We start from the raw sequence: 18,096 nt of genomic DNA, 5'->3' as shown, positions 1-18,096 counted from the left end.
CTCGATAAGCATCTGGCGGCGACATGCGTGGCAACGGGCATACATGACGAACCACTCCGGCAACGTCGCCAATGTTGCCTTTTCGATTTCGACGGAGTGGCGATCAGGAGGCGCGAGGCCGATACCGCGACGATGTCTCATGGCCTTTCAACGGTCGTTGTCCGTTCACAGGCCATGCCGCGGCTCACGCCTTTATCTCTCAGGACGAGCTGAAGTCTGAGGTGACGGCAATCCAGCAGCAGCGTTGTAATGGCGGCACGGACGTCCCCTTGGTGAAAAGCGACAACTGCGTCGACTTCTCCTCTCAACGTTTCTTCTGCTAATTTCTCGGCTGCCTGCGGACGCACGGCCTCGATCTCCTTCAGAGCTTCCAATCCTATTTTCATTTGCGCCCCACCGATGTTCCTATTATGTTCTCATCCACCTTCGAGTCAAGAATGAAGGCGTTTCCGCCGTTCGTTCGGTCATCGGCCGAGGCGGTGAGCGACGCAGGGACGTTCCTGTACGTTTTCGAACTGAAACAATCTCTAGAGGCTTTTGTTTGCTGCCTATCGGCAATGAAGCAGCGAGGAGATATCCAATGCTTCTGAGAATGATGGCAGTAGCAGCAATCACGATTGGCCTGGCAACGTCGGCAATGGCGCAATCAGGTGGAGGCTCGGGATCGGGCAGCGGCAGCGGCGGCGGAGCCTCAGGTTCCGGGAGCGGCACCATGTCTGGTTCGGACGCCAGCGGTTCCGGCAACACGAACTCCAGCGGTGCTGGCGCAAATACGACTGTCGGCGCCGGTGCGACCGGTGCGAACGGATCCGGCGGCGATCCGAACGACTGTCAGCGCCAGCAGGCCGGCGGCACCGGCAACCCGGCTCCCACCTCCGGCAATAGCTCGACACAACCTGATGCGGCAAATGCATGCCGCTGAAAGCTCGAGCCGCTTCGTCAACTTGCCCCGGAAGTCAGTATCGCTTCCGGGGCGCGCCATATGCGTTGTGCTGTCTTTCAATACCGCGAGGATGGCGGACGATATGAACGTATTGCACGCATAATTTTTAACGACCCGCACGAATTTTCGCGGCTGAAGCTGACGTCCGTTGAGAGTTGCGCCTATATCTTCAGCCGCAGAGTGATTTCGGAGGAGTTCGGGAAATGCTCCCGTGGTTCTGGAAGAAGGGACTCTCGCTTACCGAGCGCAGCGGAAATGGGAGAAGTATTCATGAACAGATTTCGAGCATTCTTAGCGGCCGGAGCAATTGGCCTGTCGGTCATTGCCTCAGCTTGCTCGACGCCGCCAAATTCATATGGCTCGGCATCGGGATACCAGCCTGGCGATTCCATGAACCCGGCCTGCGCCGACGGCTTCCGGCCCGGCGACGGCCGTTCGTGCAGCTATTAGAGAGGGAGCCGCTTCAAATCCGATGTCTGGGGTCGGACGACCAAAATTGCGAGAACAAAGCGCTCGATCCGACATGCTGAACACCCAATCGGAGCCTCCAGCCGCTCGAGGCGGAGTCTTGCCACTCGCTGCCCGTACGAAGAATGTTGATTCTGTACTGGCTGGCCGCCTGCCGAAGCGGAACCCTTATCGCTCATCTCCGTTCCTCTTTCCTAACGACAGGAGGAATAAGCCATGGATTGGAACCGCGTCGAAGGCAATTGGAAGCAGATGAAAGGCAAGGTCAAGGAGCAGTGGGGCAAGCTGACCGACGACGATCTTGACGTCATCAACGGTAAGCGCGATCAGCTCGAAGGCAAGATCCAGGAGCGCTACGGCTACGAGAAAGACCGTACCCGGCGAGACATTGACGACTGGTATAATCGCCAGACCTGGTAAGTCGCATTATCGGAGCACGGATCGGTAACTCGGCACGCCCAACTTAATGGGCGTGCCATTTTCACATCTTATCGACCTTATGCCGGCGGTCAGGCAGCAGCGCCGGGCGCGCTCCCTCGATAACCGGTCGCCGCCGGCTGACTGCCCGTGTGCGCTTGCTCTGAACACCGATGGCCGGCTCGAGCACCACCCGCGGCCAAACCAGCGGTGCGTCGTCTGGTGTTTTTGTGAGCGGGCCGTCGTTCATCGGAGGTTAATGCTTGTTAACCCAGAATCGCAGCTTGAAAGGATGCGCCGATGAAGATGCTTTTTTCCTCGCTTGCAGCCATTGTCTTGTCTGCATCTTTCGCCCTGCCGCTTAACGCCGCGCCGATCGTCGTGCCGAAAGCGGTAGCTATACACACCGCCGACGTCGAGCAGGTCGAACACCGTCGCCACGGTAATGGTCATGCGTATGGCCACTGGAAGAAACACCGGTACGCTTACCGCGACTGCCGGTATTACGGCTCGTGCTATCGTCCGCGTTATTACGGCTACCGCGACTATCACGGCTATCGCGACTATTATGGCTATCGCGACGATTACCCCTATCCCCGTCGGTCAGGTGTGACCGTTTATTTTGACTTTTAGTCGGCAGCACTAACGGCAACTGCGCTCGGCATGAAAACATGCAGTAGGGTGACCTGCGCCGATACCTGTCTGGATCTGCCCAGCTGCGGTGCGAGGGAGTGAAGGTCTCGGACAGGGAAGGGAGCTATCAGCAGTAGCCACTGAACTGTCGCAAAAGAGAAGGATCGGGCGAATGCCAGCGCCGACCCTTCTTTTGCATTAGCACGGCCCAGTACATCCGTGGTTACCAGCAAAAGCTTCAGATAGACCGAATCCACGCGCCTTGGGAACTTTCGCAAGGTTTAGGCGGGTGCGGATTTAGGACTAGGCTAGAGCAGTGCCTTGCCGCCTACGGTCGGTGTGCCGCCAATGGCGGATTTAATGTTGGGATAAATCAGTGACAGAAAAATTATAGCCTAGGCGACGGCAACATATGACTTCAAAATTGGGGGAAAGCGGAGAAGTAAGTGCCTGCCTTCGGATTGCTCAACAAAACAGGCACTTATTTCTAGAATTGGCTCCCCGGGCCGGATTCGAACCGGCGACCTGTCGATTAACAGTCGAATGCTCTACCGCTGAGCTACCAGGGATCACTGCTTGGCGCGGTGTGAGTGGGCTAATACAAATGCTTGTCCGATTTGCCAAGCGGTTTTTTCAAAAAAATGAAATGAACTTGTATTTGGACAGTCTGCGCCCATCTTTGGGAAATGACAAATAGGAATGATCGCCAAGAGACAACGAGCAGCGAAAAGCGCAGAAGGCGGGCAGGGCGCTTCGGTATCGACCACGTAAACCACAGGCTTATGCTCGGCTCCTTCAGCATTGGCATGCCGCACTCACGCATCGGACGGATGGCAATCGGTGCGGCCCTGGTTTTCTGTGGATTGCTGGGCTTCCTGCCGGTCCTCGGTTTCTGGATGCTGCCGCTCGGCCTCCTAGTGCTTTCGCATGATCTTTCCATCGCCCGCCGGCTTCGGCGCCGGCTGGCAGTCTGGTGGCACAGGCGGCGAACGCCGGCCGGCTAACGGCGGTCGCGGGAGACGCCCTGCGGAACGTGGATCGTTTTCGGCATTGGTGGTTTATGGAGCTGAAACGCACCACGATGATCCGGGTGAGGATATGAAGCCATTTTTTATTGCAGTTTTCTCAGTAGCGGCGATGGTCTCAGCCACATCAGCCGAGGCCCAGGCCGTCGACAGCCGGGGTTTTGACGCGGGCGGTATCTGCCGCCGCCCCGAAGGGTGCGTCATCGATCAAGGCGAAGGCTGGTATAACGGGCCTCGCAACTATCGCAATTTTAACGGCCGTAATGAGCGCGACGGCAGGAACGACCGCGGTCGGGACGATCGCCGCTACCGCGCCCTGAACAGGACCTCGCTTGAAAGCGTCGGCATCATCGTCGGCTGATCACACGGGCCCGCCGTCGAGTTCGAGCTGCATGGATCCGGATGATTGCGATTCTAATTCGATCTCAGTTCGCTTTCCTCGAAAATCCCGCCATGGCCCGAATCCAGCTCGGTTGCCATCAACACACTGCAGGCGGCAAGAAGCAGAACGAGCTTCAGTCCGTGGACGACCATCGAGACCGGTTGTCGACGGGCCGGTGAGACGCGCGATGGCGCGATATAATACCGGTAATAGAAGTGCGGATCGTTCGTTTCCAGAAGGTTCTGGTAGACATGTGGCGGAATGTTCGCATGTTTCACTGGCGCGGAACCGGCGAACTTTACGTGGAGATCCCGGGTCTCGGCATCATATGCCGCACGTCCCTGCCTTTCTTTGAGGGCAGCCCATTCCATCGCAGCTCCTATCCCTCCCACGGCGATAAGATGGCGGGCAGGCGCTCTAAGTCAAGTTGGGAATTTGTCCAAATGCCGCCGGTGGTTTTTCATGTCCCGAGTGGCAGGCAATTCACCAGGATCGGCCGGCGTCGAAATCTTCGCACTCTTCCTCTGTCATCTGGCGGTGAACAAACTTGCCGTCGACGACCTTGCGCATCACGTGGCCGGTGATCGGCATCTTCGTGTTGATGTCGATGACAGTTTCGGTAACGAGGGCGTAGCCCCACTCGTCTTCCTTGCCTCCGTTCACATAGATCCTCGAGAGGCGCTTGAGCGTGGCAAGGATTGAAAAAAAGATGTCTTTGGCAGTCCCGCCGAATGTCGCGTCGTGCATGATTTCTCCCCAGAAAATGGGGATCAACCAAATCGGTTCGCATTGCAATCGTAACTATTTGGGGTGATGCCGAAGGGCTGGACTTTTATTGGTATGTAGTTAACCCGCTATCATCATCCAAGCGTGGAGCGGGTCACGCAGGATTTTCCGCTAACGCCTGTTCGGAATGAAAAAAGGATCACATTCAGAATGAAAGGTCTTGCGCTCATTCTAGAGCTGGTCTAAATCGCGGCCACCACACGATATTTTTCGATGTCGGTCACAGGTGAGGCCTCGTGGCGGAGTGGTGACGCAGAGGACTGCAAATCCTTGTACCCCGGTTCAATTCCGGGCGAGGCCTCCAATTTCTCCTCATCGCTGTAAAGGGTTGCGAAACCTCGCGGATTTCGAGGCGATCGCTCGGCTATTTTACGGTCAAGCGCACCCAACCCGCGTCCCCGCCTCGGATGGTCAGCGGACTCCATGCAAGCTGCGCCGGAGTGCGCTTCGGCGCTCGATCTCCTCAGGTCGTCTCACCGTCCAGCAGCCCGCAGCAAAAGATGCCGACGAGCGCTGCGACGATAAGAAAATCGAACAGCGTGAAATACTCGAAAATCGCAGACATTGGCCTGCTCCTCCTATTCACTCCGCTGCAAATTATAACATGAGGGGGCGGGGCATATCACGCTTGCGTTGCAGCGCCCTGCCTCCTGTGGCGAGAAGGAGCCGCCTGGCGGATTCTTTTCGCCGACCGTTGCCAAGCCTTGAAAGCATCCGTGGCGGAGATTAAGAGACGAGGGACAGGAACCGCTTTTCAAGAGCGAGAGGACATGATGGATTTCGAAGCAGCGCGCGCAAAGATGGTCGACACCCAAATCCGCACCACGGATGTTACCTCGCATTCCGTGCTGACGGCTTTTCTCACCGTGCCGCGCGAGGCTTTCGTGCCGGAGAAATCAAAGCTGCTGGCCTATATCGACAACGACGTCGAAATATCACCCGCCGCGCCGGGCAAGCCGGCCCGCTTCCTGATGGAGGCCTCACCGCTCGCCAAGCTGCTGCAACTGGCCACCATCGGCAAAGACGATTTCGTGCTCGAGGTCGGGTGCGGCACGGGATATACATCGGCGCTGCTGTCGATCATCGCCGGCTCGGTCATTGCTCTTGAATGCGACGAGGCGCTGGCTGCCGAAGCGAAGGCAAACCTTGCCGGCTATGGCAAGATCGAGGTCGTGACCGGTCCCCTCGAAGAAGGCTATGCCGCCGGCGCTCCCTATGATCTGATCTTCGTCAACGGCGCGGTCGAGGAGGTTCCGGCCGCTCTTCTCGGGCAGTTGCGCGATGGCGGCCGTCTGGTCACGGTCGAAGGCTATGGCAATGCCGCTCGCGCCAAGGTCTTCGTCGCCGAGCGCGGCGCCATCTCGGAAAACGTCTTCTTCAACGCTTCAGTCAAGCCACTGCCGGGTTTTGCCAAGGCGCGCGAATTCGTTTTCTGACGTCGTTCTCCCTGGTGAATTCGAGCGACGGGCGCCATTGGCGCCCGTTTCCGTCAGTGCTGCCGGAAAGCCTTCACAAACATAATTTATCCTGGCGTTGTCGTCCCGGATGGCGGGCGGCAAACATTGGGTAACAAAACTGTGCATGGCCGCATTCATTTGATTCTCGATGATTTTTTTCGCGTCTGGGGTATTCTAAGGTCGTGGTGATTCGGATGAACGCTCCACACCGTCCGATCGTTGTGTTGGGATAACGGGGATAGATATGGCTCAGCCAAGTGTAGCGCGTGAACCGTCCATGGAAGAAATTCTGGCCTCCATCCGCCAGATCATCGAAAGCAATGAACCCGGCGCCGGCAAGGCGATTTCAGCTTCCGTGCCGCCGGTTTACGGCGCTGACGACGACGACAACGGCTCCGAAATCCATCTGACGGTGGATGACACCTATGCCGGCGTCGAGTTTCCCGAACCGGCCATGCGCTCGTCCGATCCGCGTTTCGTCGCCGCCAATTCGGCCGGCACCGCCCCTGAGACCGAAGCTCCGGCCCGCGCGTTGTCGCTTGCCGATGTCGCGGCCCGCGTGCGCGCCGCCTCCGAGCGCAGCGCCGTGCAGGCCGGTCAAGCCTTGCGCGAAATTCCGAGCGGCTTCCGCCAGCCGGAGCCGCAGCCGGCCGTCCTGCCGGAGCCGCCGCGCGCTGCAAGTCCGCAGCCGCAGCCGGCACAGCCTGTTTTTACTGCTGCCGCAGCACCCGTTTCCTCTGGTCCCGTCCGGCAGCCGCTTGAGCCGGCGCTTGCCGAAACACCGCGGGTCGCCGTCGCCGATCAAGCCGCGGCTGCCGCCGAAACTGCGCCACGGGCTTTGGAACCCGCTCCTTCGTCGACCGAGCGTTTCCTGCCGAGCGTTGTCGAGGAGGTCCAGCCGGCCCTGCTTTCGGAAGATGCCGGTCTGCAGATCAGCCGCTCCTTCGAGGAGCTTGCCGCGGCGATCGACGGTGCCGAGCGTCGGTCGCTGGACGAGATTGCCGAGGACATGCTGCGCCCGATGCTGCGCGAATGGCTTGATGACAATCTGCCGACGCTGGTCGAACGGCTGGTGCGCGAGGAAATCGAGCGCGTGGCGCGCGGCCCGCGCCGCTGATCGGATTGATTTTTCCTGGAAAAGCCGCTCCGGTCTCCGGGGCGGCTTTTTTATTGACTTGGCCGTGGCCATCCTATTTACAACCCCCCATCCTCGAACCTCGAAATTGGTCAGAAAATGCTCGACAAGACCTATGATTCCGCCGCAGTCGAACCCAAAATCGCCGCGAAATGGGATGAGGCGGACGCCTTCCGCGCCGGCGCGAACGCCAAACCGGGGGCCGAGACCTTCACCATCGTGATCCCGCCGCCAAACGTCACCGGTTCGCTCCATATGGGGCACGCGCTGAACAATACGCTGCAGGACATCATGGTGCGCTTCGAGCGCATGCGCGGCAAGGACGTGCTCTGGCAGCCGGGCATGGATCACGCCGGCATCGCCACCCAGATGGTCGTCGAGCGCAAGCTGATGGAGCAGCAGCTGCCGGGCCGCCGCGAGATGGGCCGCGAAGCCTTCATCGACAAGATCTGGGAATGGAAGGCGGAATCGGGCGGTCTGATCTTCAACCAGTTGAAGCGCCTCGGCGCGTCCTGCGACTGGTCACGCGAGCGCTTCACTATGGACGAAGGCCTGTCGCAAGCCGTTCTCGAGGTTTTCGTCACGCTCTATAAGGAAGGCCTGATTTACAAGGACAAGCGCCTCGTCAATTGGGACCCAAAACTCCTGACGGCGATTTCCGACATGGAGGTCGAACAACACGAGGTGAAGGGTCATCTCTGGCATCTGCGCTATCCGCTCGAGCCCGGCGTCACCTATCAATATCCGATCGCCTTCGACGAGGAAGGCAAGCCGACTGAGTTCGAGACGCGTGACTATATCGTTGTCGCCACGACGCGGCCGGAGACGATGCTCGGCGATACCGGCGTTGCCGTGAATCCCGAAGACGAGCGTTACAAGCCGATCATCGGCAAGCATGTGATCCTGCCGATCGTCGGCCGCAGGATACCGATCGTCGCCGATTCCTATGCTGATCCGACGGCCGGCACAGGTGCGGTGAAGATCACGCCTGCCCATGATTTCAACGACTTTGAAGTCGGCAAGCGCGCGAAGCTGCGGGCGATCAACGTCATGAACGTCGATGGCACCATTGCCATCAAGGACAATGAGGATTTCCTTGAAGGTCTCGACAATCCGGCGGCGCTGCATGGCGCCTGGGACCGTCTGGAAGGGCAGGACCGCTTCTATGCACGCAAGGTCATCGTCGAGATCTTCGAAGAGGCCGGCCTTCTCGACAAGATCGAACCGCACAAGCATATGGTCCCGCATGGCGACCGTGGCGGCGTGCCGATCGAGCCGCGGCTGACGGAACAATGGTTTGTCGACAACAAGACATTGGGTCAGCCTGCCCTGGAGTCCGTTCGCGAGGGAAGGACCAGATTTATTCCCAGGAACTGGGAAAACACCTACTTCAATTGGCTGGAGAACATCGAACCGTGGTGTATCTCCCGCCAGCTCTGGTGGGGCCATCAGATTCCCGCTTGGTACGGTCCCGACGGCCAAGTCTTCGTCGAAAAAACCGAGGAGGAGGCGCTGCAGGCGGCGATCCAGCATTACCTCTCGCATGAGGGGCCGATGAAGGCCTATGTCGAGGACCTGCTCGAAAACTTCAAGCCTGGCGAAATCCTGACGCGGGATGAGGACGTGCTCGACACATGGTTCTCTTCTGCGCTCTGGCCTTTCTCGACGCTCGGCTGGCCCGACGAGACGCCGGAGCTTGCGCGTTACTACCCGACGAATGTCCTCGTCACCGGTTTCGATATCATCCCGTTTTGGGTCGTTCGCATGATGCAGATGGGCCTGCATTTCATGAAGGACGAGAATGGCGATTCCGTCGAACCCTTCCATACGATCTATATCCACGCACTGGTGCGCGATAAGAACGGGCAGAAGATGTCGAAGTCGAAGGGCAACGTCATCGACCCGCTGGAACTGATCGACGAATACGGCGCCGACGCGTTGCGCTTCACCCTGGCGATCATGGCCGCACAGGGCCGTGACGTGAAGCTCGATCCGGCCCGCATCGCCGGCTACCGCAATTTCGGCACCAAGCTCTGGAACGCCACGCGTTTTGCCGAGATGAACGGTGCTAAGAGCGATCCGCACTTCGTTCCGGAGGCCGCCGAGCTCACCATCAACCGCTGGATCCTGACGGAGCTTGCCCGTACGGAACGTGACGTAACGGAAGCGCTTGAAGCCTTCCGCTTCAACGATGCCGCCGGCGCGCTCTACCGTTTCGTCTGGAACGAAGTCTGCGACTGGTATCTCGAGCTTCTGAAGCCGGTCTTCAATGGCGATGACGGGGGCGCCAAGGCCGAAGCCCAGGCCTGCAGCGCCTATATTCTCGAAGAGATCTATAAGCTCTTGCATCCCTTCATGCCCTTCATGACCGAAGAGCTTTGGGCGCATACCGCAGGCGAAGGCAAGGAGCGCGACACGCTGGTGTGCCATGCCGAATGGCCGGCGCCGTCCTATGCGGATAACGCAGCCGCTGACGAGATCAATTGGCTGATCGACCTCGTCTCAGGCATCCGCTCCGTGCGCGCCGAAATGAATGTGCCACCGTCGGCGACCGCCCCGCTGGTCGTCGTCAAGGCCAACAATCTCACGCGCGAAAGGCTATTCCGCCACGACGCCGCCATCAAGCGGCTTGCCCGCGTGGAAGCGATATCGCTTTCCGACGATGCGCCGAAGGGCGCGGCTCAGATCGTCGTCGCCGAAGCCACTGTCTGCCTTCCGCTCGGCAATCTGATCGATCTTTCCGCCGAAAAGGCCCGTCTGGAAAAGGCGATTGCTAAGATGGATGGCGAAATCGCTCGCATCAATGGCAAGCTTTCCAACGAGAAGTTCGTCGCGAATGCCAACCCCGAGGTGGTCGAGGCCGAGCGCGAGCGTCTCGATGAGTTGAAGGGGCAGATCGCCAGCTTGAAAACCGCCCTTTTGAGGGTGACCGAAGCCGGATAAGTTTTGTCGCCGATTTTGGTAATTTATATCAAGGACGCGCCCCCATCGGGCGCGTCTTTTGGTTTTTGGGGCGCTTCTGATTCGGTCTTGAACGCTGCTGATTTCAGGGGCTGAGCCCGTGGATTTTGGCTCTGCGGTTATCCATTTGGTGAAAACTGTCACTGTTGTTGGATTGATACAGCATTTGCGATGTTTGGAATGAAAACCCAAAAGCCAAACTCAAAATTGATAACTCTAGAATAGTATTCTATTAACCAGATTTTTTGACGTGTCCGTCAATTTCTTTACGTAAGTTAGCCGCTGCAATGCCTGGGAGCGACGCCGTGGGGCGCGTTGCCATGTCGAGCGAACGCTTACTAAAGTGGCGTACATCAATTGCTGGAGTGGGGGAGACACAATGGCATCGCGTATGTTTTCCAAGGGCGTAACGTCGCTCGTTTTTCTTTCGTCGCTTGCTTCGCCATCCTTCGCCGGTGGCCTGGAGCGCGGCGGCTATAACATCGATCAGCTGTTCGATACGTCGCCTTTCTCATTTCAGTCGGGCGTGACTTACGTCACGCCGCAGCGTAAGCTGAAGGATGTCCGAGACACGAACACGTCGATACTTACAGGGGGCGGCAATCTGAACAGCCGTCCAGACACGGCTGACGACACCTCAAATTACACCATTCCCTATATTGGTTTTAAGGCTGGTTTTGGCGATGCAGTCGACTGCCTCGTTGACTATTCGGAGCCCTTCGGCGCGCACACCGACCCCGGCCTGAACTGGGCCGGCGCCAACGACAACATTGAGACGGAGATCAAGACCCGCAACTATGGCGGCACCTGCTCCTATCGTTTTGACGTCGGCCCTGGGCAGCTTCGCTTCATTGGAGGCGCTTTCTATCAGGAAGTCGAAGGCTTCAAGGAACGTCTGGTTTCAACGCTTCCGCTTCTGCTTGGGACTGGAACCGGCGTCGGCCGCCTGGATATAGACGATAGCGGCTGGGGCTGGCGCGCCGGTATTGCTTACGAGATTCCGGAATATGCGATGCGTGCGAGCCTGGTCTATAACAGCCGCGTCAAGTACGATAACCTGAGCGGGACTGTTGATCTCCGTCAGGTTCCAGTTTTGCCGCTATATGGAGGCCTTGTCACACCTGTTTCCGGTTCCGCCGAAGCGCCGGATTCGCTGGAGTTGAAGCTGCAAAGTGGTATCGCTCCGGATTGGCTTGCATTCGGATCGGTTAAATGGACGAATTGGAGCGTCCTGCAGTCGGTAGCATTCTGCCCGACCAACGGTTTGCCTTGCCCCGCGGGTGGTCTAACTTCGCTCGACCTTCTTTATCGTGATGGTTGGACGATCTCCGGCGGTGTCGGCCACAAGTTCAATGAGCAGTGGGCGGGTGCAGTCAGCCTGACATGGGACCGCGGCACCAGCCAGGGCTATGGCGCGCAGACAGACAGCTGGACGCTCGGTCTCGGTGCGGCCTATACGCCGACCGAACATATCGAATGGCGCTTTGCAGGTGCCGTGGGCGTGTTGACGAGCGGTTCGTCTGGTGCTGTGACCCGGAATGGCGTCACATACGGAGATGATGTCTCCTATTCCTTTGACGATGATCTGGTCGCTGCACTGTCGACAAGCATAAAGATCAAGTTCTAATTCCACGTTTTGAAGAATAGAGGAGCCCGGCACTGCCGGGCTCTTCTTTATGTGCGCCCATTAATCATGTTATTTTCTGGTCTCGTTTTGTGACGATTCAGCAACAGTTTTTTACGATGAATGGCGTATGGTGGCGATGGGGTGAATTTGTCCATTTCCCGCCACAAAGAGAGCGCAGCGGTATTTGCGGGCGAGGTGATGGCAGACTTACGGTGCGTGTAATCAGTAGCATGAGTCGATTTTTTTCCGGTAACAGCAGATCGTACGGCGCAAGTGGCGACAGCCGCATGATTGCGGCCGTTTTTCTTTCCGGACAAGGCTGTTCCGGCCACAAGTTCGACCTCAAGATCACGCCGTCGATCCATCCATCATCGTCGTTGTCTGCCCGTTCGCACAGGCAGGCGGGCTTCGCGGCAGATGTCGATACCGGTTTGGTCACATTTGCTATTTACGAATGCGATAAAGGCGGGAAGGCGGATGCCGCGCCCGCCGAAAGAGCGCCAGGAAGATTGCAGTCGGGCCATGCCGGGAGCCGGGTGGTCGTGAATGATGTGCTGAAAATTCGGCCTTTGGGAAAAGGCCTATGGGCTGGATGCGACGCGGGCAAAGGGGCCATGGAGCCCGCCGCGGGATCGCTCGCCTCGAAAGTATACATCCGCGGTATGTCCGGCGTTAGCGCCGGCTGCGCGCGATGAACGAAAGAAATCGGTTGAAATGGTAACGTCCGAGTTCAAACTGTTCAAATTCATGCTGGTGAGCATGTGGGTGGCAATATCGCTGTCCGGTCCGGTTCATGCTTTCGACATCAAGAGCGACGTCAGCAAGGAGTCCGGTCCTTTCGATCTGTTCAAGTTCGGCTTCAAGGCCTATAAAAACGGACAGAAGGAGGAGGCGGTAGAAGCCTACAAATACGCCGCCGAAAAGGGTCATACCGGTTCGCGCTGGGCGCTCGCCAACATGTATGCCGATGGTGACGGCGTCACCCAGGACGATTTCGAAGCCTTCAAGATCTATAGTGAGATCGCCCAGCAGGGTGTCGAACCCGGCTCGGAAGACACAGGCTTCTTCGTCAACGCTCTTCTCTCGCTCGCCAATTACTACAAGCACGGTATTGCCGGCAGCCCTGTCAAGATCGATCTCACTCAGGCGCGCCAGCTTTATTTCCAGGTGGCCTCCACCTTTGGCGTTCCCGAAGCACAGTTCCAGCTGGCGCAGATGATGCTGGCCGGCGAGGGCGGTAGTTCCAGCCCGCAGCAGGCGAAAAAGTGGTTGAACCAGGCCCGCAAGAGTGGCCATCCCGGTGCCATGGCCGTTTTCGGAAACATCCTTTTCGACGAAGGCCAGACGGCTCGCGGTCTGGCGCTGATGACCGCCGCTCTCGATCGCTGCAAGCCGAAGGATTGCAGCTGGATGGAAGCGCTGCAGGAGCAGGCCTTCTCGGTTGCCAATGAGGCCGACCGTCGCACGGCAGTTTCGCTGTCGCACGCCATTGCGAGCGGTTCCGACTGACGCTTTCCGTTCAGCGCCACGCTGCATTCAAACCCACGCGTCTCCATCGCGCGCCCTGAAATGATGCGCTGCCATGGGCTCGGAGTGTCAGGCCGCGAAATCGAAATAGGCGATCACCGGCACATGATCGGACGGCTTTTCCCAGGCCCGCACATGTTTTTCGATAGAAGCCGACGTCATCCGGTCGGCTGCTTCCGGTGACAGCAGCAGGTGGTCGATGCGGATGCCGTTGTTCTTCGGCCATGCACCCGCCTGATAATCCCAGAAGGAATAGAGACGCGTCGCGTCCGTCGTCGCGCGCACTGCATCGATCAAGCCGAGATTTTCGAGCCTGCGGAAGGCCTGCCGCGTCTGCGGCAGAAACAGCGCATCGCTTTCCCAGACCCTGGGATCGAAGCAGTCGTGCGGTTCGGGGATGACGTTGTAATCGCCGGCAAGCACCAGCATCTCTTCATAGGCCAGCCGTTCGGCCGCAAAGCTCCTCAGACGCTCCATCCAGGCGAGCTTGTAGGGGTATTTCTCGGTGTCAACGGGATTGCCGTTCGGGAGATAGATGCAGCAGACGCGCAGGATGCGGCTGTCGGGCAGTGTGAACACCGCTTCCAGGAAACGCGCCTGTTCGTCTAGCGGGTCGCCGGGCAGACCGCGGTTGACTTCAAAAGGTGAAGTCTTGGAGAGGATCGCGACGCCGTTGAATCCCTTCTGGCCGTGCGTCTCGACATGATAGCCGAGCGCTTCGATCTCCAGCCGGGGAAAGCCTTGGTCGACCGTCTTGATCTCCTGCAGGCAGACGATATCGGGATCGGAATCCTTGAGCCATTGTGAGAGATTGTCGATGCGCGCCTTGACGCCGTTGATGTTCCAGGTCGCGATCTTCATGCTCTGTCCCGTTCGCTAGGGCATGTCACGCAAAAACGTGCGGCGGTTTTGCGATTGACGACATGCGGAAAACCAAAGAGCTAAAGCGTGGGCCAAGCGAATCTGAAAGATCGCGACGCGCTTCAGTGCGCTCCTTTTATCGCGGTCTTTCGCCGCTGGACAAGCCGATAAACCGGCTGGAAGGAATTCTTCCGCCGGTCGTTGGGGACAACGTTCTGCGTTCGGATATTCAGATCGAGAAGCTGGTGCCGCAGCCGCAGCTTGCCACCGCATTCGGGTTCTTGATCTGGAAGGATTGGCCAAGCAGATTGTCGACGAAGTCGATCTCGGATCCTGCCATATAGACGAGCGACAGGCTGTCGATCAGCACCTTCGCGTCGTTCTTTTCGACGACGATGTCGTCATCCCCAGCGCTGTCGGCAAGATCGAACTTGTAGGAAAAGCCCGAACAGCCGCCGCCTTCGACAGAAACGCGTAGCGCGCTCTTGCCGGCCTCCGCACTGATGATGGCGGCGATACGCTTTGCCGCGGCATCCGAAAGAGTTACACTCGTATCCGTCATATTTCCTCCTGCCGGGGTCAAGATCCGGAGAGAATGGGTTTTGGCACTCGAATGTTCAAATGCCTGATATCAAAGGAACTTACCATGATCTTCGCGAAAAGGCCATGATGCGCCGAAGCGGTCGGCGAATGCCGCTTTGCCGTTTCGTCGGGCTATAGGTATGAAGAGGGCAAAGCGGCGTCAATGGGCAGATGCGGCAACAGGCAGAATGACGGTGAAGAATGACGATTGACAGGCGGGCTTTAGGTTTCGGCGGCAGCGAGAGGGCGGTCTATGCGGCCGACCCGTGGACGACGCGTGGGCGCCTCTATCCGGAAGACAGCAGTCCGACTCGCTCCGATTTCCAACGCGACCGCGACCGAATTGTCCATACAACCGCCTTCCGCCGGCTGAAGCACAAGACCCAGGTCTTCATCGCCCAGGACGGCGATCACTACCGCACCCGGCTGACGCATACGATCGAGGTGGCGCAAATTGCCCGCGCGCTTGCCCGCGCCCTGAAACTTGACGAGGATTTGGCCGAGGGCGTGGCGCTGGTGCACGATTTCGGCCACACGCCGTTCGGCCATACCGGCGAGGACGCGCTGCACGAGGTGCTGCTGCCCTATGGCGGCTTCGACCACAATGCCCAATCGCTGCGCATCGTGACCAAGCTCGAGAGGCGATATGCCGAATTCGACGGCATCAATCTGACATGGGAAAGCCTCGAAGGCCTGGTCAAGCACAATGGTCCGCTGCTGACGCCGGAAGGGGCCGGCACGCGCGGTCCGGTTCCGCAGCCGATCCTTGATTATTGCGAACTGCACGATCTCGAACTCGCAACCTATGCCAGCCTGGAAGCCCAGGTCGCGGCGATTGCCGACGACATCGCCTACAACACACACGATATCGACGACGGCCTGCGATCCGGCTATCTGAGTTTCGACATGCTGGAGGAAATCCCCTTTCTTGCGGGATTGATGGCCGAGGTGAGGGGGCGCTATCCGCATCTGGAACCGAGCCGCTTCACCCACGAGATCATGCGCCGCCAGATCACCCGCATGGTCGAGGACGTCATCGGCGTTGCGCAGGAGCGCCTTTCACTCCTTCGTCCCGAGAGCGCAGCCGACATTCGCGGCGCCAACCGGGTTATCGCCACCTTTTCCGAAGGGATGGCCGAAACCGACAGGCAGATCAAGGCAATGCTCTTCAAGCGCATCTACCGCAATCCCGATATTATGCGCATCCGCGCCGGTGCTGCCCAGATCGTCACGGATCTCTTTGCCGCCTACATGGCCAGTCCCAAGGAGATGCAGAGCCATTACTGGGTCGATCATATCGCCGGGCTCGCCGACGCGCCCAAGGCTCGCCATGTCGGCGATTACCTCGCTGGCATGACCGACACCTATGCGATCAGTGCCCACAGGCGATTGTTTGACCACACTCCGGATTTGCGATAGGCAGCGGTCGCCCGCCGAAGGCCGATTTGCCCCTTTGGCACAGCCTATGCATGGAAGAGTGCGATGAACCTTTTTACCGACTTCGAAGCCCGGATCAAAACCGCCCTTGAACAGATCGATCTGGTCAGGGAAAAGCGATCTGAGCTCGATTTCGGCCGCATCACGGTCGAACCGCCGCGCGATGTGAGTCATGGCGACGTTGCGACCAATGCCGCGATGGTGCTGGCAAAGCCGCTCGGCACCAATCCTCGCGCCCTTACGGATGTCCTCATCGCCAAGCTTAAGGAGGACGCCGACGTCGCCGATGTTTCGGTGGCCGGTCCCGGTTTCATCAACATCCGTCTCGCCGTCGGCTATTGGCAGCGGCTGCTGGCTTCCGTCATCGGCGCCGGCACCGACTACGGCCGCTCGACCCTAGGCCAAGGTCGCAAGGTCAACGTCGAATATGTCTCGGCCAATCCGACCGGCCCGATGCATGTCGGCCATTGCCGCGGCGCCGTCGTCGGCGATGCGCTCGCCAACCTGCTCGCCTTTGCCGGTTACGGCGTCGAGAAGGAATATTACATCAACGACGCCGGTTCGCAGATCGACGTGCTCGCCCGGTCGGTCTTCCTGCGTTATCGCGAAGCGCTGGGTGAACGGATCGGCGAAATCCCGTCGGGTCTCTATCCGGGCGACTATCTCGTGCCCGTCGGCCAGTCGCTTGCCGCCGATTACGGTGTCCGACTGCACAATATGCCGGAAGAGGAATGGATGCCGATCGTCAAGGATCGCACGATCGATGCGATGATGGCGATGATCCGCGAAGATCTGGCGGCGCTGAACGTCCATCACGATATCTTCTTCTCCGAGCGCGCCTTGCATGCCAATGGCGCAGCGGCGATCCGCACGGCGATCAACGACCTGACCTTCAAGGGGTATGTCTACAAGGGCACGCTGCCGCCGCCGAAGGGGCAGGTTGCCGAGGACTGGGAAGATCGCGAGCAGACGCTGTTCCGGTCGACCGAAGTGGGCGACGACATGGACCGGCCGCTGATCAAGTCGGACGGCTCCTACACCTACTTTGCCGCCGACCTCGCCTACTTCAAGAACAAGTTCGACCGCGGCTTCGAGGAGATGATCTATGTGCTCGGCGCCGACCATGGCGGCTACGTCAAACGCCTGGAAGCGGTTGCGCGCGCGGTCTCGGAAGGTAATGCGAAGCTGACCGTGCTGCTCTGCCAGCTCGTCAAACTCTATCGCAACGGTGAGCCGGTGAAGATGTCGAAACGCTCCGGCGATTTCGTCACGCTGCGGGATGTCGTCGAGGAAGTCGGCCGTGATTCGGTCCGGTTCATGATGCTCTATCGCAAGAATTCCGAACCGCTCGACTTCGATTTCGCCAAAGTGACGGAACAGTCGAAGGATAATCCCGTCTTCTACGTTCAATATGCGCATGCCCGCTGCATGTCGGTCTTCCGGCAGGCGAGGGAGGCTTTTCCCGGCCTCGATGTTCCGCCAGAGGATCTTGCGAAAGCCGTTGCTGGCATTGAAGATCCGGCCGAATTACAGCTCGTCGCCAAGCTTGCCGAATTCCCGCGTGTGGTCGAGGCGGCGGCCCAGGCGCAGGAGCCGCATCGCATCGCTTTTTACCTCTATGACCTCGCCAGTTCCTTCCACGCACACTGGAACAAAGGTAAAGATCAGCCGGAATTACGATTTGTTAATGATAAAAACCGAGAATCAAGTATTGCCAGACTTGGGCTGGTGTACGCCGTCGCGTCGGTTTTGAAGTCGGGACTTGCCATTACAGGCACTGCCGCACCTGACGAAATGCGATAACGTCACCATTTACCCACAATGCGCTGGCATTTGAGCGTTGGCGTTTGCGAGT

19 protein-coding genes and 2 tRNA genes are annotated in these 18,096 nt (G+C 58.7%); 15 read left to right on the top strand and 6 right to left on the bottom strand.

Going from position 1 to position 18,096, the window contains the following annotated elements:
• Positions 1–137: 137 nt before the first annotated feature.
• On the bottom strand, positions 138–386 hold the full coding sequence (locus AC13QO_RS19390) for a hypothetical protein (protein ID WP_488541553.1): 249 nt from the start codon (positions 384–386) through the stop codon (positions 138–140).
• Positions 387–580: 194 nt separating this feature from the next.
• On the opposite strand from AC13QO_RS19390, the gene AC13QO_RS19385 reads away from it, so the two are divergent.
• The 4 genes from AC13QO_RS19385 (at position 581) to AC13QO_RS19370 (ending at position 2,461) form a co-directional block, all read left to right on the top strand.
• Positions 581–922 carry an oxidoreductase gene (locus AC13QO_RS19385; RefSeq protein WP_221157469.1) on the top strand — a complete coding sequence of 114 codons (342 nt, stop codon included), beginning with the start codon at positions 581–583 and terminating at the stop codon, positions 920–922.
• Between the two features lie 291 nt (positions 923–1,213).
• Positions 1,214–1,393 (top strand): hypothetical protein, encoded by a 180-nt coding sequence (locus AC13QO_RS19380; protein WP_085777915.1) that lies wholly within the window; start codon positions 1,214–1,216, stop codon positions 1,391–1,393.
• 234 nt (positions 1,394–1,627) lie between these two features.
• Positions 1,628–1,831 carry a CsbD family protein gene (locus AC13QO_RS19375; protein WP_009986102.1) on the top strand — a complete coding sequence of 68 codons (204 nt, stop codon included), beginning with the start codon at positions 1,628–1,630 and terminating at the stop codon, positions 1,829–1,831.
• 297 nt (positions 1,832–2,128) lie between these two features.
• The gene (locus tag AC13QO_RS19370) at positions 2,129–2,461 is read left to right on the top strand and encodes a hypothetical protein (protein ID WP_285193586.1); all 333 of its coding nucleotides are present in this window, start codon (positions 2,129–2,131) and stop codon (positions 2,459–2,461) included.
• A gap of 494 nt (positions 2,462–2,955) precedes the next feature.
• Here the strand turns inward: AC13QO_RS19370 and AC13QO_RS19365 are convergent.
• Positions 2,956–3,030: transfer RNA gene (locus AC13QO_RS19365), tRNA-Asn, on the bottom strand.
• 117 nt (positions 3,031–3,147) lie between these two features.
• Between AC13QO_RS19365 and AC13QO_RS19360 the strand changes: the two genes are divergently transcribed.
• Together AC13QO_RS19360 and AC13QO_RS19355 are read left to right on the top strand one after the other, a co-directional pair.
• The gene (locus AC13QO_RS19360; RefSeq protein ID WP_285193585.1) at positions 3,148–3,465 is read left to right on the top strand and encodes a hypothetical protein; all 318 of its coding nucleotides are present in this window, start codon (positions 3,148–3,150) and stop codon (positions 3,463–3,465) included.
• A gap of 94 nt (positions 3,466–3,559) precedes the next feature.
• A complete protein-coding gene (locus AC13QO_RS19355; RefSeq protein ID WP_488541552.1) occupies positions 3,560–3,847 on the top strand; it encodes a hypothetical protein in 288 nt (95 codons plus the stop codon).
• 53 nt (positions 3,848–3,900) lie between these two features.
• On the opposite strand, the gene AC13QO_RS19350 is transcribed toward AC13QO_RS19355, so the two are convergent.
• Complete coding sequence (locus AC13QO_RS19350) at positions 3,901–4,239, bottom strand: KTSC domain-containing protein (RefSeq protein ID WP_285193583.1); 339 nt, start codon at positions 4,237–4,239, stop codon at positions 3,901–3,903.
• A gap of 112 nt (positions 4,240–4,351) precedes the next feature.
• Positions 4,352–4,615: a hypothetical protein gene (locus AC13QO_RS19345; protein ID WP_285193582.1), complete on the bottom strand. Its 264-nt coding sequence runs from the start codon at positions 4,613–4,615 to the stop codon at positions 4,352–4,354.
• A 269-nt stretch (positions 4,616–4,884) separates the two neighbouring features.
• Here AC13QO_RS19345 and AC13QO_RS19340 point away from each other — a divergent pair.
• The 7 genes from AC13QO_RS19340 (at position 4,885) to exoR (ending at position 13,343) form a co-directional block, all read left to right on the top strand.
• Positions 4,885–4,958 (top strand) — tRNA-Cys (locus AC13QO_RS19340).
• Positions 4,959–5,424: 466 nt separating this feature from the next.
• Positions 5,425–6,090 carry a protein-L-isoaspartate O-methyltransferase family protein gene (locus AC13QO_RS19335; protein ID WP_488541551.1) on the top strand — a complete coding sequence of 222 codons (666 nt, stop codon included), beginning with the start codon at positions 5,425–5,427 and terminating at the stop codon, positions 6,088–6,090.
• Between the two features lie 265 nt (positions 6,091–6,355).
• Complete coding sequence (locus AC13QO_RS19330) at positions 6,356–7,228, top strand: DUF2497 domain-containing protein (RefSeq protein ID WP_285193580.1); 873 nt, start codon at positions 6,356–6,358, stop codon at positions 7,226–7,228.
• Between the two features lie 117 nt (positions 7,229–7,345).
• Positions 7,346–10,189 (top strand): valine--tRNA ligase, encoded by a 2,844-nt coding sequence (locus tag AC13QO_RS19325; protein WP_183700903.1) that lies wholly within the window; start codon positions 7,346–7,348, stop codon positions 10,187–10,189.
• A gap of 397 nt (positions 10,190–10,586) precedes the next feature.
• Positions 10,587–11,834 carry an OmpP1/FadL family transporter gene (locus tag AC13QO_RS19320; RefSeq protein WP_488541582.1) on the top strand — a complete coding sequence of 416 codons (1,248 nt, stop codon included), beginning with the start codon at positions 10,587–10,589 and terminating at the stop codon, positions 11,832–11,834.
• An 89-nt stretch (positions 11,835–11,923) separates the two neighbouring features.
• A complete protein-coding gene (locus tag AC13QO_RS19315; protein WP_488541550.1) occupies positions 11,924–12,529 on the top strand; it encodes a hypothetical protein in 606 nt (201 codons plus the stop codon).
• Positions 12,530–12,548: 19 nt separating this feature from the next.
• A complete protein-coding gene (gene exoR / locus AC13QO_RS19310; protein ID WP_085777015.1) occupies positions 12,549–13,343 on the top strand; it encodes an exopolysaccharide production regulator ExoR in 795 nt (264 codons plus the stop codon).
• An 87-nt stretch (positions 13,344–13,430) separates the two neighbouring features.
• Here the strand turns inward: exoR and xth are convergent, their stop codons facing one another.
• Together xth and erpA are read right to left on the bottom strand one after the other, a co-directional pair.
• Positions 13,431–14,222 (bottom strand): exodeoxyribonuclease III, encoded by a 792-nt coding sequence (xth, locus tag AC13QO_RS19305; RefSeq protein WP_488541549.1) that lies wholly within the window; start codon positions 14,220–14,222, stop codon positions 13,431–13,433.
• Positions 14,223–14,451: 229 nt separating this feature from the next.
• Positions 14,452–14,784, bottom strand: coding sequence for an iron-sulfur cluster insertion protein ErpA (gene erpA / locus AC13QO_RS19300; protein ID WP_064709130.1), 333 nt, complete (start codon positions 14,782–14,784; stop codon positions 14,452–14,454).
• Between the two features lie 221 nt (positions 14,785–15,005).
• Between erpA and AC13QO_RS19295 the strand changes: the two genes are divergently transcribed.
• On the top strand, positions 15,006–16,223 hold the full coding sequence (locus AC13QO_RS19295; protein WP_488541548.1) for a deoxyguanosinetriphosphate triphosphohydrolase: 1,218 nt from the start codon (positions 15,006–15,008) through the stop codon (positions 16,221–16,223).
• 63 nt (positions 16,224–16,286) lie between these two features.
• Entirely contained in the window at positions 16,287–18,044 is a 1,758-nt protein-coding gene (gene argS / locus AC13QO_RS19290) for an arginine--tRNA ligase (RefSeq protein ID WP_488541547.1), read from the top strand.
• The last annotated feature ends 52 nt before the right edge of the window (positions 18,045–18,096 follow it).

The sequence above is a fragment of the Rhizobium sp. CNPSo 3670 genome, from assembly GCF_057784555.1.
The sequence above is the reverse complement of the archived record's forward strand: the minus strand, read 5'-3'. Positions and strand labels throughout refer to the sequence as shown.

Coding starts and splice junctions, on each gene's coding strand:
- AC13QO_RS19390 (WP_488541553.1), bottom strand. CDS start 386: ATGAAAATAGGATTGGAAGCTCTGAAGGAGATCGAGGCCGTGCGTCCG.
- AC13QO_RS19385 (WP_221157469.1), top strand. CDS start 581: ATGCTTCTGAGAATGATGGCAGTAGCAGCAATCACGATTGGCCTGGCA.
- AC13QO_RS19380 (WP_085777915.1), top strand. CDS start 1,214: ATGAACAGATTTCGAGCATTCTTAGCGGCCGGAGCAATTGGCCTGTCG.
- AC13QO_RS19375 (WP_009986102.1), top strand. CDS start 1,628: ATGGATTGGAACCGCGTCGAAGGCAATTGGAAGCAGATGAAAGGCAAG.
- AC13QO_RS19370 (WP_285193586.1), top strand. CDS start 2,129: ATGAAGATGCTTTTTTCCTCGCTTGCAGCCATTGTCTTGTCTGCATCT.
- AC13QO_RS19360 (WP_285193585.1), top strand. CDS start 3,148: ATGACAAATAGGAATGATCGCCAAGAGACAACGAGCAGCGAAAAGCGC.
- AC13QO_RS19355 (WP_488541552.1), top strand. CDS start 3,560: ATGAAGCCATTTTTTATTGCAGTTTTCTCAGTAGCGGCGATGGTCTCA.
- AC13QO_RS19350 (WP_285193583.1), bottom strand. CDS start 4,239: ATGGAATGGGCTGCCCTCAAAGAAAGGCAGGGACGTGCGGCATATGAT.
- AC13QO_RS19345 (WP_285193582.1), bottom strand. CDS start 4,615: ATGCACGACGCGACATTCGGCGGGACTGCCAAAGACATCTTTTTTTCA.
- AC13QO_RS19335 (WP_488541551.1), top strand. CDS start 5,425: ATGATGGATTTCGAAGCAGCGCGCGCAAAGATGGTCGACACCCAAATC.
- AC13QO_RS19330 (WP_285193580.1), top strand. CDS start 6,356: ATGGCTCAGCCAAGTGTAGCGCGTGAACCGTCCATGGAAGAAATTCTG.
- AC13QO_RS19325 (WP_183700903.1), top strand. CDS start 7,346: ATGCTCGACAAGACCTATGATTCCGCCGCAGTCGAACCCAAAATCGCC.
- AC13QO_RS19320 (WP_488541582.1), top strand. CDS start 10,587: ATGGCATCGCGTATGTTTTCCAAGGGCGTAACGTCGCTCGTTTTTCTT.
- exoR (WP_085777015.1), top strand. CDS start 12,549: ATGGTAACGTCCGAGTTCAAACTGTTCAAATTCATGCTGGTGAGCATG.
- xth (WP_488541549.1), bottom strand. CDS start 14,222: ATGAAGATCGCGACCTGGAACATCAACGGCGTCAAGGCGCGCATCGAC.
- erpA (WP_064709130.1), bottom strand. CDS start 14,784: ATGACGGATACGAGTGTAACTCTTTCGGATGCCGCGGCAAAGCGTATC.
- AC13QO_RS19295 (WP_488541548.1), top strand. CDS start 15,006: ATGACGATTGACAGGCGGGCTTTAGGTTTCGGCGGCAGCGAGAGGGCG.
- argS (WP_488541547.1), top strand. CDS start 16,287: ATGAACCTTTTTACCGACTTCGAAGCCCGGATCAAAACCGCCCTTGAA.